The sequence below is a fragment of the Pseudomonas sp. MWU349 genome (assembly GCF_017947325.1).
Taxonomy (GTDB): Bacteria; Pseudomonadota; Gammaproteobacteria; order Pseudomonadales; family Pseudomonadaceae; genus Aquipseudomonas; species Aquipseudomonas protegens.
Genome location: NZ_JAFEVP010000003.1, coordinates 375,584 through 391,872, shown reverse-complemented (window position 1 = coordinate 391,872; position 16,289 = coordinate 375,584). Strand labels below are relative to the sequence as shown.

General features: G+C 64.8%; 13 protein-coding genes. 8 read left to right on the top strand and 5 right to left on the bottom strand.

Going from position 1 to position 16,289, the window contains the following annotated elements; all coding sequences use genetic code 11:
- Positions 1-131: 131 nt before the first annotated feature.
- From KCG88_RS13865 to KCG88_RS13855, 3 genes are read right to left on the bottom strand one after another with little or no spacing between them, the layout of a single operon-like run.
- A complete protein-coding gene (locus KCG88_RS13865) occupies positions 132-347 on the bottom strand; it encodes a DUF1289 domain-containing protein (protein ID WP_210712560.1) in 216 nt (71 codons plus the stop codon).
- The gene (locus KCG88_RS13860; RefSeq protein WP_210712559.1) at positions 344-868 is read right to left on the bottom strand and encodes a gamma carbonic anhydrase family protein; all 525 of its coding nucleotides are present in this window, start codon (positions 866-868) and stop codon (positions 344-346) included. Before KCG88_RS13860 ends, KCG88_RS13865 begins: the two co-directional genes overlap by 4 nt.
- Before the next feature lie 56 nt (positions 869-924).
- A complete protein-coding gene (locus KCG88_RS13855) occupies positions 925-1,524 on the bottom strand; it encodes a CoA pyrophosphatase (RefSeq protein ID WP_047284049.1) in 600 nt (199 codons plus the stop codon).
- A 147-nt stretch (positions 1,525-1,671) separates the two neighbouring features.
- On the opposite strand from KCG88_RS13855, the gene KCG88_RS13850 reads away from it, so the two are divergent.
- From KCG88_RS13850 to nagE, 7 genes are all read left to right on the top strand, one after another.
- A complete protein-coding gene (locus KCG88_RS13850) occupies positions 1,672-2,223 on the top strand; it encodes an NUDIX hydrolase (RefSeq protein WP_011059434.1) in 552 nt (183 codons plus the stop codon).
- Positions 2,224-2,271: 48 nt separating this feature from the next.
- Complete coding sequence (locus KCG88_RS13845; protein WP_047284048.1) at positions 2,272-2,775, top strand: L,D-transpeptidase family protein; 504 nt, start codon at positions 2,272-2,274, stop codon at positions 2,773-2,775.
- Positions 2,776-3,051: 276 nt separating this feature from the next.
- Positions 3,052-3,783: a GntR family transcriptional regulator gene (locus KCG88_RS13840; protein WP_047284047.1), complete on the top strand. Its 732-nt coding sequence runs from the start codon at positions 3,052-3,054 to the stop codon at positions 3,781-3,783.
- A gap of 27 nt (positions 3,784-3,810) precedes the next feature.
- Positions 3,811-4,917, top strand: a complete 1,107-nt coding sequence (gene nagA, locus KCG88_RS13835; RefSeq protein WP_210712558.1) for an N-acetylglucosamine-6-phosphate deacetylase — start codon at positions 3,811-3,813, stop codon at positions 4,915-4,917.
- Positions 4,898-5,920: an SIS domain-containing protein gene (locus tag KCG88_RS13830; protein ID WP_144420505.1), complete on the top strand. Its 1,023-nt coding sequence runs from the start codon at positions 4,898-4,900 to the stop codon at positions 5,918-5,920. The genes nagA and KCG88_RS13830 overlap by 20 nt, the downstream gene beginning before the upstream one ends.
- A 26-nt stretch (positions 5,921-5,946) precedes the next feature.
- Positions 5,947-8,469, top strand: a complete 2,523-nt coding sequence (gene ptsP / locus KCG88_RS13825; protein ID WP_210712557.1) for a phosphoenolpyruvate--protein phosphotransferase — start codon at positions 5,947-5,949, stop codon at positions 8,467-8,469.
- A 22-nt stretch (positions 8,470-8,491) separates the two neighbouring features.
- Positions 8,492-10,198 carry an N-acetylglucosamine-specific PTS transporter subunit IIBC gene (gene nagE / locus KCG88_RS13820; protein WP_047284043.1) on the top strand — a complete coding sequence of 569 codons (1,707 nt, stop codon included), beginning with the start codon at positions 8,492-8,494 and terminating at the stop codon, positions 10,196-10,198.
- Positions 10,199-10,321: 123 nt separating this feature from the next.
- Here nagE and KCG88_RS13815 read toward each other — a convergent pair whose 3' ends face one another.
- Entirely contained in the window at positions 10,322-10,633 is a 312-nt protein-coding gene (locus tag KCG88_RS13815; protein WP_047284042.1) for a YqfO family protein, read from the bottom strand.
- Between the two features lie 5 nt (positions 10,634-10,638).
- Positions 10,639-14,535, bottom strand: a complete 3,897-nt coding sequence (purL, locus tag KCG88_RS13810; RefSeq protein ID WP_210712556.1) for a phosphoribosylformylglycinamidine synthase — start codon at positions 14,533-14,535, stop codon at positions 10,639-10,641.
- A gap of 287 nt (positions 14,536-14,822) precedes the next feature.
- Here purL and mltF point away from each other — a divergent pair, with 287 nt between their 5' ends.
- A complete protein-coding gene (gene mltF, locus KCG88_RS13805) occupies positions 14,823-16,283 on the top strand; it encodes a membrane-bound lytic murein transglycosylase MltF (RefSeq protein WP_210712555.1) in 1,461 nt (486 codons plus the stop codon).
- Positions 16,284-16,289: the final 6 nt, after the last annotated feature.

The window sequence follows — 16,289 nt, the reverse complement described above, 5'->3', positions numbered from 1 at the left end:
GGGGCCAAGGGTACCTGTCAGGAAGGTGCACAGGTTACTGCAGGCCCGGGGCAGGGCCAAGAAACCCTTTCGCCAGCAAACTGGCTCCTGCACAAGATTGCAGGAGCCAGCTTGCGGGCGAAACGAGCGGATCAACTTGCCGAGCTGGTGCCGATCATCCACAGCAACCCACTGGACTTGGCCCGCTCATGGCACAGGGCCAGGACCGCACGCCGCTCGGCGTTGTCCATGCGGCTCCAGCGGGTGATCTCGTCCACGGTGCGCTGGCAACCGGTGCAGGTATCCTGCTCGTCCAGGGCACAGATGCTCACGCAGGGTGAAGCAACGGGTCTTTCAGGGGTTGTCATTGTTCTTGCTCAACCAGATCTCGGGCATAACGCTGGGCATTATGAACGTAGTGCGCAGCGCTGGCTTCGAGCATTTTCTTCTGCGGTTCGGTCAGCTCCCGCACCACCTTGCCCGGCGAGCCCATGACCAGCGAACCGTCGGGGATTTCCTTGCCCTCGCCGATCAGCGAGTTGGCGCCGATGATGCAATTCTTGCCGATCTTGGCGCCATTGAGGATCACCGCGTTGATGCCGATCAGGCTGTAGTCGCCCACGTTGCAACCGTGCAGCATGGCGTTGTGGCCGATGGTCACGCCGGTACCGATGGTCAGTGGAAAGCCCATGTCGGTGTGCATCACCGTGCCATCCTGGACGTTGCTGTGCTTGCCGATCAGGATCAGTTCGTTGTCCCCGCGCAGCACGGCGTTGAACCAGACGCTGGCTCCCTCCTCCAGCTTGACCTTGCCCACCAGCGTGGCATTCGGGGCAACCCAGCTCTGTGGATGGGTCTCGACTCGGGCGTCGCCCAGGCGGTATTTCATCTTATTGTCCTCATGGCTCAGGCAGCCGCGGGTTTATGCCATGCGAAGTGATGGCTTCAGGTATCGATATAGTTTTTCGGCGGGCGATGCAGGCTGATTCCGGCGTCGTACAACAGGTTGACCAGCTCGACGATCATGATCGCGGTCAGGCCCCAGATCTTGTACTCGCCAAAGCGGTAGCTGGGGACGTACCAACTGCGCCCCTGATAATCGATGCGATGGGTATGTTCGCGGGGGTCCTGGCGAAAGAACTCCAGGGGCACGCTGAAAACGGCGGCGATCTCGGCGTCATTGGCCTGGTATTCGACATAGTCGGGAATCACCCCGACGTAAGGCGTGACCTTGATTCCGTGCAGGGAAATCAGCGGGCTCAAAGGCCCGATGACCTCCACCAGCCCCGGCGGCAGGCCGATTTCCTCCTGGGCCTCGCGCAGCGCGGTGAAGATCAGGTCCGGGTCTTCCGGATCGCGCCGGCCACCAGGGAAAGCCACCTCGCCGCCATGGGTCGACAGCCCACTGGCACGCAAGGTCAACACCAGCTCCGGTTCTTCGCTGCGGGTGATGGGCACCAGCACCGCAGCTTCGGGAAAACGTCGGTCGGTCTCCAGCGTACGCGGCGTGTAGTGGCTTACCCGATGAAGTAGCTCGTCCAGCATGAGGCATCTCGATCTGTTGGCTACCGTGCATCATGCACCAATCCAATCTTCGGCCCAACCCCTGCCCCCGGGCATGTCGCTTAACGACAACTTGCCGACAACGGGGCTGGCGCGCCAAGATAGCCCCAGCCTTTTCGGATACCCCACATGAAATTTTGCAGCCAGTGCGGCAACCCGGTGACCCAGCGCATTCCCGAAGGCGATTCACGCCTGCGCTATGTCTGCGACCACTGCCAGACCATCCATTACCAGAACCCCAATATCGTCGCCGGCTGCCTTGCCACCTGGGAGGGCAAGGTGCTGCTGTGCCGTCGCGCCATCGAGCCGCGCCTGGGCTACTGGACCCTGCCGGCAGGCTTCATGGAGAACGGCGAGACCATCGAACAGGCGGCCATTCGCGAAACCTACGAGGAAGCCTGCGCCCGGGTGCGCGGCCTGAGCATCTACACCCTGATCGATGTGCCGCACATCAGCCAGGTGCATGTGTTCTTTCGCGCGGAACTCGCCGACCTGGACTTTGCCGCCGGCCCCGAGAGCCTGGAAGTGCAGTTGTTCGACGAAGCCGATATCCCTTGGTCCGAGCTGGCTTTCCGCACCGTCGGCCGTACCTTAGAATGCTTCTTCGCTGACCGGCGGGCCGCAGCCTTTGAAGTGCGCTCCGAATCCATTCCGCCGCTCTCTCAGCCTGCCATCAGTTAAACAATAAAACGTGCACGGGATCTGTGCGCGCCTGGGGATATCGTGTCAATGCGCTGGTTGCTTGCCCTGCTGTGCTGTTCCGTCGTTGCTGTGTGCCAGGCCTCCACCGTGGAAACCCTGGACGGCAAGGTCATCGAAAAGGTCCTGGTACTCAAGTCCGCCCATCAACTGCAACTGATCAACGGTGGCAAGCCACTGAAGACCTACCGCATCTCCCTGGGCAAGAAGCCCAAGGGGCCCAAGCTCATGGAGGGCGACAAGCGCACCCCCGAAGGCCTCTACTGGCTCGACTGGCGCAAGACCAGCGACCGCTACAACCTGGCCATGCACATCTCCTACCCGAACATCACCGATGCCGCCCGCTCGCGTCGCGAAGGGGTCAATCCCGGCGGCATGATCATGATCCACGGCACCCCGGACACCGAAGAGTTTCCCGAGCAGTACTTCCACACCCTGGACTGGACCGATGGCTGCATCGCCATGCGCAACGTCGACATGCGCGAGGTCTGGGGCCTGGTCAAGGACGGCACCATGATCGAGATTCGCCCTTAATTTCCCTCCCGCAAAAAATATTTTTACCCCCGCCAGCTCTTCCACTGCGCCCATACCACTTGGCGACCCGCAACGGGTCGCCACTCGGCGCCGTGGCGATGGCTGTCAGACCTGCCTAATACCACTTTAATCATTTACCCTTCAAAGCCCCCCGTAAATGCTGGATTTACGCCGTATCCAGCAGACCAGTGGCGTTGACATGGTATCTAAGTGGTATTAGTTTTTTCGGCACTACCGGGCGACAACAACCTAATAACCGCATCGGAAAACCTACAGATGAATCACCTACTGGCCCTGCGCCCCGACGACTCCCAACCCACTCCGCTGTACCTGCAACTGGCCCGCAACCTGGAAGCGGCAATCCATGCCGGCCAGTGGAAAGCCGAGCAGGCACTGCCGTCGGAACGCAACCTCAGCGAATTGCTGGGGATCTCCCGGGTCACCGCGCGCAAGGCCCTGGAAGTGCTCTTCGAACAGGGCCTGATCCGCCGCAGCCAGGGCTCGGGGACCTTCATCACCCCGCGCCTCGAACAACCGCTGTCGCGCCTTTCCGGCTTCAGCGAAATGCTGCGCCTGAAGGGTTTCGTGCCTGGCTCCCAATGGCTGGAACGCACCCTCACCCCGCCCACCCATGAAGAACTGATCCGCCTCGGCCTGTCGCCCAACGACAAGGTGGCGCGGCTCAAGCGCCTGCGCAAAGCCGACGACACCGTAATGGCCATCGAGATGAGCACCCTGCCCGCCAGCATCATCGCCCGCCCCGAAGCGGTGGGCGATTCGCTCTACGAATACCTCGACGGCATCGGTCGCCCCGTGGTGCGGGCGCTGCAACACATCCAGGCGATCAATGCCTCGGACGAATTCGCCGCCCTGGTGGGCATCGCCCCAGGCACCGCCATGTTGCTGATGACCCGGGTCGGCTACCTGGAAGACAACACACCCATCGAAGTCACCGACACCTACTGCCGCAACGACTACTACGACTTCGTCGCTGAACTGCGACGCTGAACCCGCTTCCGGAGCCAGAGAAACGCCATGTCCGAAGACAACATCCTCACGCCCCAAGGCTGGGTCCGCGGCCGTCTGCTGCATCAGGACGGCAAGGTGACCGCCATCGAAGGCAGCCCCTGCAACCCGGCGGACAACGACCTGCCCTACCTGCTGCCCGGCTTTATCGACCTGCATGTGCACGGCGGCGGCGGCAAGGACATCATGCAAGGCCGCGATGCCTTCCAGACCATCACCCGCACCCATGTGCGCTTCGGCACCACCTCGTTGCTGGCCACCACCATGACTGCCCCCAGCGAGGAAATCCGCCAGGTGCTGGAGCAACTGGGCAGCTATGCCCAACAGCGCCCCAAAGGCTGCGCCCGAGTGCTCGGCGTTCACCTGGAAGGCCCCTACATCAACCCCGGCAAACTTGGCGCCCAGCCCAACTTCGCCCACACCGCACTGCTGGCGGAAGTGGAGCAGTACCTGGCGCTGGCGCCGATCCGCGTGATCACCATCGCCCCGGAAGTCGCTGGCCACGACGGCCTGATCCGCGAACTCAGCGCCCGCGGCGTGCGCATGCAGATCGGCCACACCCTGGGCAGCTACGAGGAAGGCGTGGCGGCCCTCGCCGCGGGCGCCACCAGTTTCACCCACCTGTACAACGCCATGAGCCCGCTGCATCACCGCGAGCCGGGGATCGTCGGCGCGGCCCTGGCCCACGCCCAGTACGCCGAGCTGATCCCGGACCTGCTGCACGTGCACCCCGGCGCCATGCGCGTGGCCCTGCGTTCGATCCCCTGCCTGTACTGCGTTACCGACTCCACCGCCGCTGCCGGCATGCCCGACGGTGAATACAAGCTGGGCAGCCACACCGTGACCAAGTGCCTGGGTGGTGTGCGCCTGGCCGACGGCACACTGGCCGGCAGCACCCTGACCATGGACCAGGCCCTGCGCAATCTGGTGAAAATCGGCCTGCCCCTGGCCGAAGCCTCGCAGCGCCTGTCGCAATTTCCCGCCGACTACCTCGGCATTCCCCAACGCGGCCGCCTGCAACCTGGCAGCTGGGCCGACAGCGTGCGCCTGGACCGGGCACTCACACTGACCGCCGTCATGGTCGAAGGAGAAGACATTGACTTCAAAAATGCTTGAAGAGGCGCTGTCCTCGCACCTGGCCGCGAGCAACCAGTTGCAGCACCTGGACCCGGCGCTGATCGAGGTCGCCGGCCGCCTGCGCCGCCAGCCGCCACAAGTGGCAATGACCGTGGCCCGGGGCAGCTCCGACCACGCCGCCAGCTACTTCGCCTACCTGACCATGCAGCAAGTGGGTATTCCCGTGGCGTCGCTGCCGATGTCGGTGGTCACCATGCAACAGGCGCCCCTGCGGGTCAGCGGCCAGGCGGTGTTCGCCTTCTCGCAATCGGGGCAAAGCCCGGACCTGGTGAACAGCGTGCGCCTGCTACGCAAGCGCGGGGCCCTCAGCGTGGCCATGGTCAACGCGGAAAACAGCCCGCTGGAAGCGGCCAGCGAATTCTTCCTGCCGTTGCACGCCGGCGCCGAGCAGAGCGTGGCCGCCACCAAGAGCTTTATTGCCACCCTCAGCGCCAGCGCGCGACTGATCGGCCACTGGAATGATGACGAACGCTTGCTCGAAGCCGGCCTGGCCCTACCCGAAGGCCTGCGCCAGGCCGCGACCCAGGACTGGAGCCCGGCCGTCAATGCTCTGTGCGATTGCCAGCGGCTGATGGTGATCGGCCGTGGGGCGGGATTTGCCATTGCCCAGGAAGCCGCGCTCAAGCTCAAGGAAACCTCGGCTATCCAGGCCGAAGCCTTCAGCAGTGCCGAAGTCCGCCACGGTCCCATGGCGCTGATCGACCACGACTATCCGCTGCTGGTGTTCGCCCCCCGCGGCGCCGAGCAGGGCGGCCTGCTGAGCCTGGCCGCCGACATGCGCCAGCGCGGCGCCAAGGTGCTGCTGGCCGCTCCGGACGACATCGGTGAACGGGACCTGACCCTGAGTCGTGCCGAACACCCGGCACTCGACCCGATCCTGGCGATCCAGAGTTTCTACGTCATGGCCGCCGGCCTCGCCCAAGCCCGCAGCATGGACCCCGACCAACCGCGCCACCTGAGCAAAGTGACCCGCACTCACTAAGCCCCATCGCCAACGAGTACTGCGCCATGCACAACAACAATAACGAACTGACGCTCGGTGCCCCGTTAAGCGGGCCAGTGCTAACCCTGCGCAGCGTGCCCGACCCGGTGTTCGCCAGCGGTGCCATGGGCGACGGCATCGCCATCGATCCTCTCAACGACACCTTGCATGCGCCCTGCGCCGGCCAGGTGATCCAGGTCGCACGTACCGGGCACGCAATCACCCTGCGCGCCGCCAATGGGGCCGAACTGCTGCTGCACCTGGGCCTGGACACCGTCGAACTGCAGGGCGAGGGGTTTGCCCTGCTGGTGAAGGAAGGCCAGCAGGTGCGTGCCGGCCAGCCCTTGCTGCGGGTTGATCTGGACCACGTGGCACAGCATTGCCGAAGCCTGATCAGCCTGCTGATCCTGACCAATGGCGAGGGTTTCGACCTGCGCCCGCTGACCCTGTCGACGGTCCAGGTGGGCGAGCCATTGCTGCACATCAGCCGGCGCGCCAACGCGGGCCCGCAGCCGCTTACGCAAGAGCAATCCGGGCAGCAGGCCAGCGCCCGGATCAAGGTCGCCCATCGCGGCGGCCTGCATGCCCGCCCCGCCGCCCTGGTGCGCCAGACCGCCCTGAGCTTCAACAGCCATTCGCAGTTGACCTTCAAGGACAAGAGCGCCTCCTGCACCAGCCTGATCGCCCTGATGAGCCTGGGCATCGGTGAACAGGAAGAAGTGCTGGTCAGTTGCCAGGGCGACGATTGCCAGGATGCCCTGCAGGCGATGCTGCAGACCCTCGGCACCGCGATGGCCACAGATACCCATGGCGAAACCCCGGTACCGGCCGCGGCCGCCCAAGGCCCCGTGGAAGACGGCATGCTGGCGGGCGTCTGCGCCGCGCCGGGCCTGGTGTGCGGGCCACTGGTGCGGCTCAACGCCATGGTCCTGGCGGAGGATCATGGCCAGCATCCACCCGAGCCCCAACGGCAAGCATTGAGCGCCGCCCTGGACCAGGTGCGCGGGGAAATCCGCCACACCCTGGAGCAGGCCCGGCAACGCCGCGACCAGCAGGAACAGGACATCTTCAGCGCCCACCTGGCGCTGCTCGAAGACCCGACCCTGCTGGACGCCGCCGAAGCCTCCATTGCCCAGGGCCGCGCTGCCACCCATGCCTGGAGCGCGGCGATTACCGAGCAATGCCAGATCCTGCAGCAACTGGGCAGTACGCTGCTGGCCGAACGCGCCAACGACCTGCGGGACCTGCAGCAGCGCGTTCTGCGCGCCCTGCTGGGAGAGGCTTGGCACTACGATCTGCCAGCCGGGGCGATCGTTGCCGCCGAGGAGTTGACCCCTTCCGACCTTCTGCAACTCAGCGCCCAGGGCGTGGCCGGGCTGTGCATGGCCGCCGGCGGTGCCACTTCCCACGTGGCGATCCTCGCCCGGGGCAAGGGCCTGCCTTGCCTGGTGGCCCTGGGCCCGCAAGTGCTGCGCATCGACAGTGGCCGCCAGGTGGTGCTGGATGCCAACGGCGGGCGCCTGGAACTGGAGCCCGACCCGCAGCGCATCGCACAGGTGCAACAGGCCGGCGAAACCCAGCGCCAGCGCCGTGCGCTGCAACAGCAAAAAGCCCATGAGCCCGCCCTGACCCAGGACGGCCAGCAGATCGAGGTGGCGGCCAATGTGGCGTCCAGCGATGAAGCCCGGGACGCCCACCAGGGTGGCGCCGACGGCGTCGGCCTGCTGCGCACCGAGTTTCTCTTCGTTGACCGCCAGACCGCCCCGGATCAAGAAGAACAGCGCCAGGCCTATCAGGCAGTGCTCAACGCCATGGGTGACAAGCCGGTGATCATCCGCACCATCGACGTCGGCGGCGACAAACAACTGGATTACCTGCCCCTGCCGGTGGAAGCCAACCCGGTACTTGGGCTGCGCGGCATCCGCCTGGCCCAGGCCCGCCCTGAGCTGCTGGACCAACAACTGCGGGCGCTGCTCCAGGTCAGCCCCGTGCAACGCTGCCGGGTGATGCTGCCGATGGTCACCGAAGTCGCCGAGCTGCTGCACATCCGCCAGCGCCTGGACCTGTTCGCTGCCGAACTGGGCCTGAGCCAGCGCCCGGAACTGGGGGTCATGATCGAAGTCCCCGCCGCCGCCCTGATGGCCGAGCAACTGGCCGAACACGCCGACTTCCTGTCCATCGGCACCAACGACCTGTCCCAGTACACCCTGGCCATGGACCGTGATCACGCCGGGCTGGCGGCACGGGTCGACGCCCTGCACCCCGCCCTGCTGCGGCTGATCGCCCAGACCTGCGCCGGCGCCCGGCGCCATGGTCGCTGGGTCGGGGTCTGTGGCGCCCTGGCCTCCGATCCCCTGGCCACACCCGTACTCATTGGCCTGGGCGTCAGCGAGCTGTCGGTCAGCCCGCCACAGGTGGGCGAGATCAAGGACCGGGTGCGCCAGCTGGACGCCAGCCAGTGCCGCCAGCTCAGCCAGCCGCTGCTCAACCTGCCCGGTGCCGCCGCAGTCCGTCAGGCCTGCGAACGGCTTTGGCCTCTGCACTCATAACAAGAATTCCAGGAGAGACGCCATGTACCAGTATTTCATCGAGGGCCTGCAACGCCTCGGCCGGGCGCTGATGCTGCCCATTGCTATCTTGCCCATCGCCGGTCTGCTGCTGCGCCTGGGCGACACCGACCTGCTGAACATCGCGATCATCCACGATGCCGGGCAGTCGATCTTCGGCAACCTGGCGCTGATCTTCGCCATCGGCATCGCCGTGGGTTTTGCCAAGGACAACAATGGCACCGCCGGGCTGGCCGGGGCCATTGGCTACCTGGTGATGATCTCGACCCTCAAGGTGCTGGACGCCAGCATCAACATGGGCATGCTCGCCGGGATCATCAGCGGGCTGATGGCCGGCGCGCTGTATAACCGCTTCAAGGACATCAAGCTGCCGGAGTACCTGGCGTTCTTCGGCGGCCGGCGCTTCGTGCCCATCGCCACCGGTTTCACCGCCGTGGGCCTGGGGGTGGTGTTCGGCCTGATCTGGCCGCCGATCCAGCACGGCATCAACAGCTTCGGCCAGTTGCTGCTGGAGAGCGGCAGCTTCGGCGCCTTTGTCTTCGGCGTGTTCAACCGGCTGCTGATCGTCACCGGCCTGCACCACATCCTCAACAACATGGCCTGGTTCATCTTCGGCAGCTTCACCGACCCGAGCACCGGCGCCGTGGTCACCGGCGACCTGACCCGCTACTTTGCCGGCGACCCCAAGGGCGGCCAGTTCATGACCGGGATGTTCCCGATGATGCTGTTCGGCCTGCCCGCCGCCTGCCTGGCGATGTACCGCAACACACCGCCGGAACGGCGCAAGGTAATGGGCGGGATCTTCCTGTCCATGGCCCTGACCTCGTTCCTGACCGGGGTCACCGAGCCGATCGAATTCGCCTTCATGTTCCTTGCCCCCCTGCTGTACCTGGTGCATGCCCTGCTCACCGGGCTGGCCATGGCCCTGACCAACCTGCTGAACATCCACCTGGGCTTTACCTTCTCCGGCGGCGCCATCGACATGGCCCTGGGCTGGGGGCGCTCCACCAACGGCTGGAAAGTGTTCCCGGTGGGCCTGCTGTACGCAGTGGTGTACTACCTGGTGTTCGATTTCTGCATCCGCCGCTTCAACCTCAAGACCCCGGGCCGTGAAGACAGCCCCTCCAGCGAAAAGACTGAACTGAGCGTCGACCAGCGCGCTGCGGCCTACATCAAGGCCCTGGGCGGCGCCGGCAACCTGCTTACCGTCGGTGCCTGCACCACGCGCCTGCGCCTGGAACTGGCAGACCGCAACCTGGCTTCGGACAGCGAGCTCAAGGCCCTGGGCGCCATGGCCGTGGTGCGCCCCGGCAAGGGCGGCAGCTTGCAGGTGGTGGTGGGGCCGCTGGCAGACAGCATTGCCGACGAAATCCGCCTGGCGTCACCTGCTTCGACCAGGGCTGCGGTGACACAGGCGCCTGTTGCAGAAAACCCGCAGGTCGACATTTCCATCCACGAAGCCCAGCAGTGGCTCAACGCCCTGGGCGGGCGGGACAACCTGGTACAGATGGACTGTGTGGCGCTGACCCGGTTGCGAGTGCAAGTGAACAATAGCCGCAGCCTGTCGGAGCCGGCGCTCAAGGGGCTGGGCTGCCAGGGCATGCGGCGCATGGAGGGGGACGTCTGGCACGTGCTGATTGGCGAAAAGGCCGGGGGCTTGCAGGTGGCACTGGCAGGCTTGCTGCACCGAGAAGTCGGCGCAGGTGCCTGAAGGCATTTTCGCTGGCCAGCCGGCTCCTGCAAGGCTCCTGTAGGAGCCGGCTGGCCGGCGAAGGCCCACAAAAAAGCCCGCTGACCGTTGCCGGTTCAGCGGGCTTTGTGTCTGTGGATAACCTCAGAACGCTTCGAGGCGCCAGACTTCATAGGCCGGCGTTTCGTAGGGATGGCTCTGCTTGAGGGCCAGTACCACGTCGTGAATCAATTCGTCGGCCACCACCAGCTCGACCTTCCACTCCTCCACCCGCTCCACCTGGCCGGTCTGCCCGAGAAACGGCTGGCTGCCGTCCAACGGGCGAAACTGGCCCTGGCCGAGCACCTGCCAGGCGCACTGGTCGTAAGCGCCGATGCGTCCGCCGCCCGCGGCGAACACAGCGCTCTTGACCGACTCCACATGGCTGGGAGGCACGAAGAAGCTGAGCTTGTACATCAGCCTCAGTTCACCCAGACCCGAGCGTTGCGGAACATGCGCATCCACGCCCCATCTTCGTTCCACTCATCCGGGCTCCAGGAGTTCTGCACGGCACGGAACACCCGCTCAGGGTGCGGCATCATGATGGTGACGCGACCGTCGCGGCTGGTGAGGCCGGTGATCCCGCGGGGCGAACCGTTGGGGTTGGCCGGGTAGCGCTCGGTGACCTTGCCGTGGTTGTCGACGAAACGCAGGGCCACGCAACCGGACAGGTCGGCTTCCAGCAATGCCTCTTCGCTTTCGAATTCCGCATGGCCTTCACCGTGGGCGATGGCGATCGGCATCCGCGAACCGGCCATGCCCTGCAGGAAGATCGAGTTCGATTCCTGCACCTGGACCATGGCCACCCGGGCTTCGAACTGCTCGGAGCGGTTGCGCACGAAGTGCGGCCAGAACTCGCTGCCCGGGATCAGCTCGTGCAGGTTGGACATCATCTGGCAACCGTTGCACACACCCAGGGTGAAGCTGTCGGTACGCTCGAAGAAGCCCTGGAAGGCGTCGCGGGCGCGGCTGTTGAACAGCGCCGACTTGGCCCAGCCTTCACCGGCGCCCAGTACGTCACCGTAGGAGAAGCCACCGCAGGCAACCATGCCCTTGAAGTCGTTGAGGTCGACGCGACCGGCGAGGATGTCGCTCATGTGCACGTCGATGGCGTTGAAGCCGGCGCGATCGAAGGCCGCGGCCATTTCCACCTGGCCGTTGACACCCTGTTCACGCAGCACCGCCACTTGTGGGCGCACGCCTTTCTTGATGTAAGGCGCGGCGATGTCCTGGTTGACGTCAAAGCCCAGCTTGACGCTCAGGCCCGGGTTGTCTTCTTCCAGTACCACGTCGAATTCCTGCTCGGCGCAGTCGGCGTTGTCCCGCAGACGCTGGATCTGGTAGCTGGTTTCTGCCCACTGACGCTGCAGCAGGCGACGCTGGCCGGTGAACACGGTTTCGCCGTTGTAGGAGATGCTCACTTCACCGTTGTTGATCGGCTGGCCGATCACGGCCACGCAATCGCCCAGGCCGGCGGCGCTGAACTGGGCCAGCACGTCCGGAGTAGCGTCCTGGCGCACCTGGATCACCGCACCCAGCTCTTCGTTGAACAGGATGGCGGCGATTTCGGCGGTGTTTTCCGCCACGGCGTCGAGGCTCAGGTTCAGGCCGCAATGGCCGGCGAAGGCCATTTCCACGGCGCTGACCAGCAGGCCGCCATCGGAGCGGTCGTGGTAGGCCAGCAGGTGGCCGTCGGCGTTGAGGCCCTGGATCACCGCGAAGAAGGCTTTCAGGTCTTCGGCGTCATCGACGTCCGGCGCTTGCTTGCCGAGCTTGCCGTGGGTCTGGGCGAGGATCGAGGCGCCCATGCGGTTCTGCCCGCGACCGAGGTCGATCAGGATCAGGTCGGTGGTGCCCTTGTCCATGCGCAGTTGCGGGGTCAGGGTCTGGCGAATGTCCGCCACAGGTGCGAAGCCAGTGACGATCAGCGACAGCGGCGAGGTGACGCTCTTGTCCACGCCCTCTTCGTTCCAGCGGGTGGCCATGGACATGGAGTCCTTGCCCACCGGGATGGTGATGCCCAGCTCGGGGCACAGCTCCATGCCCACCGCCTTGACGGTGTCGTACAGACGCGCGTCTTCGCCCGGGTGGCCGGCAGCGGACATCCAGTTGGCGGACAGCTTGATGTCGCTGATCTTGTTGATGCGCGAGGCCGCGATGTTGGTCAGGGTCTCGCCAATGGCCATGCGGCCGGACGCCGGGGCATCCAGCAGGGCCAGCGGCGTGCGCTCGCCCATGGCCATGGCCTCACCGGTGTAGACGTCGAAGCTGGTGGCGGTCACGGCCACGTCGGCCACCGGCACCTGCCAGGGGCCGACCATCTGGTCACGGGCCACGAGGCCGGTGATGGTGCGGTCGCCGATGGTGATCAGGAAGCTCTTGCTGGCCACGGCCGGGTGGTGCAGGACGCGCTCGATGCTCTCGGCGATATCCAGGGTGCTTGGATCGAAATCGTCACCCAACTCGTTTTCCCGCACGGCCGAACGGTGCATGCGTGGGGCCTTGCCCAGCAGCACTTCCAGCGGCATGTCCACCGGGCTGTTGCCGAAGTGGCTGTCGGTCACGGTCAACTGTGGTTCGGCAGTGGCTTCGCCGACCACCGCGAACGGGCAGCGCTCACGCTCGCAGATGGCCTTGAAACGTTCGAAATCCGCAGCACCTACCGCCAGGACATAACGCTCCTGGGATTCGTTGGACCAGATTTCGTGCGGGGCCATGCCCGGCTCGTCGTTGGGGATGTTGCGCAGTTCGAAGCGACCGCCACGGCCGCCATCGTTGACCAGCTCCGGGAAGGCGTTGGACAGGCCGCCGGCGCCGACGTCGTGGATGAAGCTGATGGGGTTGTTATCCCCCAGCTGCCAGCAACGGTCGATGACTTCCTGGCAACGGCGTTCCATCTCAGGGTTTTCACGCTGCACCGAAGCGAAATCCAGGTCCGCCGAGCTGGTGCCAGTGGCCATGGAGGAAGCGGCGCCGCCGCCCAGGCCGATGAGCATCGCCGGGCCGCCGAGCACGATCAGCTTGGAGCCGACGGTGATCTCGCCTTTCTGCACGTGCTCGTCACGGATGTTGCCCATGCCGCCGGCCAGCATGATCGGCTTGTGGTAACCGCGAACTTCATCACCACGAGGCGTGGTAATGGATTGCTCGAAGGTGCGGAAATAACCGGTCAGGGCCGGACGGCCGAATTCGTTGTTGAACGCCGCGCCACCCAGTGGGCCTTCGATCATGATGTCGAGGGCGGTGACTATGCGCTCAGGCTTGCCGTACGGCACTTCCCACGGCTGTTCGAAGCCCGGGATCTGCAGGTTGGACACGGTGAAACCGGTGAGGCCGGCCTTGGGCTTGGCGCCGCGCCCGGTGGCGCCTTCGTCGCGGATTTCGCCGCCGGAACCGGTGGAGGCCCCCGGGAACGGCGCGATGGCGGTCGGGTGGTTGTGGGTCTCGACCTTCATCAGGATGTGCACCGGCTCCTGCACCGCACCGTACTGGCGGGTCTCGGGGTTCGGATAGAAGCGCCCGGCAACCGAACCGACGATGACCGCGGCGTTGTCCTTGTAGGCGGAGAGCACACCTTCGTTGTGCATCTGATAGGTGTTCTTGATCATGCCGAACAGGCTTTTTTCCTGGCTCTGGCCGTCGATATCCCAACTGGCGTTGAAGATCTTGTGGCGGCAGTGCTCGGAGTTGGCCTGGGCGAACATCATCAGTTCGATGTCGTGGGGATTACGCTTGAGGCCCTGGAAGGCGTTCATCAGGTAATCGATTTCGTCTTCGGCCAGGGCCAGGCCCAGCTCGCTGTTGGCCTGCTCCAGCGCGCCACGGCCACCACCGAGGATGTCGATGGCAGTCAGCGGCTTGGGTTCGGCGTGGCTGAACAGGCCAGCGGCCTGTTCCAGGTTGGCCACCACGATCTGGGTCATGCGGTCGTGCAAGGCATCGGCGATCAGTTGGGCCTCGGCCTCGCTGAACTCACCGGCCACATAGAAGGCAATGCCGCGCTCCAGGCGCTGGATCTTCGCCAGGCCACAGTTGCGGGCGATGTCGCTGGCCTTGCTCGACCACGGCGAAATGGTGCCGAAACGTGGCAGGACCAGGAACAGGCGGCCGGTCGGCTCTTGTACCGGAACGCTGGGGCCGTACTTCAGAAGGCGCGCAAGCACCTGCTGTTCGTCGCCGGTCAGGACGCCGGTGACTTCGGCGAAGTGAGCGAATTCAGCATACAAGCCACTGACAGCCGGTACTTTCTGGCTCAGTTGCTCAAGGAGTTTGCTGTGGCGAAAGGCAGAAAGGGCAGGAGCGCCGCGCAGGATCAACATCTTCGGGACAGCCTCGGGAAGGGGGTGTGCTTTGAGGCCGTGCATTCTAACGTAAACCGCTGGCATCGGCACTCGAAACGCAACCCCCGGGCGCCTCCGGACGTCGGCCCGGGGCCAGCCCCCTATAACAAAGCCTCATCAGGGTCATTGCCGGTGGTTATTTTAAACGTCACATTCAGCGCCCAGGCCCCATTCCTGAGGCCTTCAGCCCGGCTCGAGCATCGCTAGCAGACAAGCCCTTCGCTGTCGAGATATGGCGGCCGTTATCCTTTGCGTATACTGCGCCAATGTTTTCCCCTATGGCTTTACGTCCACGCTGCGCCAAATGGCTCATCGTTACCGGACTCTTCCTGATGCTCGGCGCCTGTGTTGAGAAACCCAGCACGCTCGAGCGCGTAAAGGAGGATGGTGTGCTGCGGGTGGTCACCCGTAACAGCCCTGCTACCTACTTTCAGGATCGCAACGGTGAAACCGGCTTCGAATACGAGCTGGTGAAACGCTTTGCCGACGATCTGGGGGTGGAGCTCAAGATCGAGACCGCCGACAACCTCGACGATCTGTTCGACCAGTTGGGCCAGCCCAAGGGCCCGGTCCTGGCCGCCGCCGGTCTGGTGAGCAGCGAGCAGCGCAAGCAGCAGGTGCGGTTCTCCCACCCCTATCTGGAAGTCACGCCCCAGGTCATCTATCGCAATGGCCGTTCCCGCCCCACCACCGCGCAAGACCTGGTGGGCAAGCACATCATGGTGCTCAAGGGCAGCACCCACGCCGAGCAACTGGCGGAACTCAAGCTCAAGTACCCCGGCATCGAATACGAAGAGTCGGACGCCGTGGAAGTGGTGGACCTGCTGCGCATGGTGGACGAAGGGCAGATCGACCTGACCCTGGTGGACTCCAACGAACTGGCGATGAACCAGGTCTACTTCCCCAACGTGCGAGTGGCCTTTGACCTGGGCGACGCCCGCAGCCAGAGCTGGGCCGTGGCCGCAGGCGACGACAACAGCCTGCTCAACGAGATCAACAGTTTCCTCGACAAGGTCGAGAAGAACGGCACCCTGCAACGCCTGAAGGACCGCTACTACGGCCATGTGGACGTGCTCGGCTATGTCGGCGCCTACACCTTTGCCCAGCACCTGCAGCAACGCCTGCCCAAGTACGAGAAGCACTTCAAGGCGTCGGCCAAGCAGGAAAAGCTCGACTGGCGCCTGCTGGCGGCCGTGGGCTATCAGGAATCGATGTGGCAGGCCGAGGTCACCTCCAAGACCGGGGTGCGCGGGCTGATGATGCTGACCCAGAACACCGCCCAGGCCATGGGCGTGTCCAACCGCCTGGACCCCAGGCAGAGCATCAGCGGCGGGGCCAAGTACCTGGCCTATATCAAGGAACAGCTGGACGACAAGATCGAGGAACCGGATCGCACCTGGTTCGCCCTGGCCGCCTACAACGTCGGCACCGGCCACCTGGACGACGCGCGCAAGCTGGCCGAGAAAGAGGGCCTGAACCCGAACAAGTGGCTGGATGTGAAGAAGATGCTGCCGCGCCTGTCGCAGAAGCAGTGGTACAGCAAGACCCGCTACGGCTATGCCCGGGGCGGCGAGCCCGTGCATTTCGTCGCCAACATCCGTCGCTACTACGACATTCTCACCTGGGTGACCCAGCCGCAGCTGGAAGGCGACCAGGTCGCCGAAGGCAACCTGCACGTACCCGGGGTCAACAAGACCAAGCCGCCGGAAGAGAATCCGCCGCTTTAAAAGCAT